The 262-nt window shown below is 64.9% G+C and carries 1 pseudogene; it reads left to right on the top strand.

The annotated features are described in order from the left end of the window. Positions 1-262 (top strand): annotated as a pseudogene (locus tag SB771_RS35200) (malate synthase A); the annotation flags it as partial.

The raw sequence follows: 262 nt of genomic DNA, 5'->3' as shown, positions 1-262 counted from the left end.
ATGCGCCGGCGATTGGCGGCATGAGCGCGCTGATTCCGATCAAGAACGATGCGGCAGCGAACGACAAGGCAATGGGCGGCGTGCGCTCGGATAAGGCGCGCGACGCGGGCGACGGCTACGACGGCGGCTGGGTTGCGCATCCGGGCCTCGTGCCCATTGCGATGGAAGAGTTCGTGAAGGTGCTCGGCGACAAGCCGAATCAGATCGGCAAGCAGCGCCCCGACGTCAACGTGACGAACAAGGATCTGCTCGACTTCCGTCC

The organism is Burkholderia sp. SIMBA_051, assembly GCF_046534915.1.
Lineage (GTDB): Bacteria > Pseudomonadota > Gammaproteobacteria > Burkholderiales > Burkholderiaceae > Burkholderia > Burkholderia ambifaria.
The sequence above is the reverse complement of the archived record's forward strand: the minus strand, read 5'-3'. Positions and strand labels throughout refer to the sequence as shown.